The organism is Pseudoflavonifractor sp. MCC625 (assembly GCF_018784545.1).
GTDB lineage: Bacteria > Bacillota > Clostridia > Oscillospirales > Oscillospiraceae > Pseudoflavonifractor_A > Pseudoflavonifractor_A gallinarum.
Genome location: NZ_WQOJ01000063.1, coordinates 1 through 212, shown reverse-complemented (window position 1 = coordinate 212; position 212 = coordinate 1). Strand labels below are relative to the sequence as shown.

Below are 212 nucleotides of genomic sequence, written 5' to 3'. Positions count from 1 at the left end.
ACAGCGTGTTTACTCTCGATATTGCCGTTCCATGCACAAAGGGCAGTATCAATATCTTCCTGAGAAAGAGGGCGCAGAAGCTCATGGAGCTTTGGATAGGTTTCGTCGATCACTTCCCGGTGCAGACGCTGGCGGAACTCCGGCACATCCGAATAAAGGCGGATCAGCTCCATATCCTTAGAGCCAAGAACCGCACGGCGCACAGCGGCATT

General features: G+C 53.3%; 1 protein-coding gene. It reads right to left on the bottom strand.

From position 1 onward, the window contains the following. The coding region (locus GPK94_RS15880) for a hypothetical protein (RefSeq protein WP_215656272.1) at positions 1-212 on the bottom strand (212 nt) is incomplete at both ends.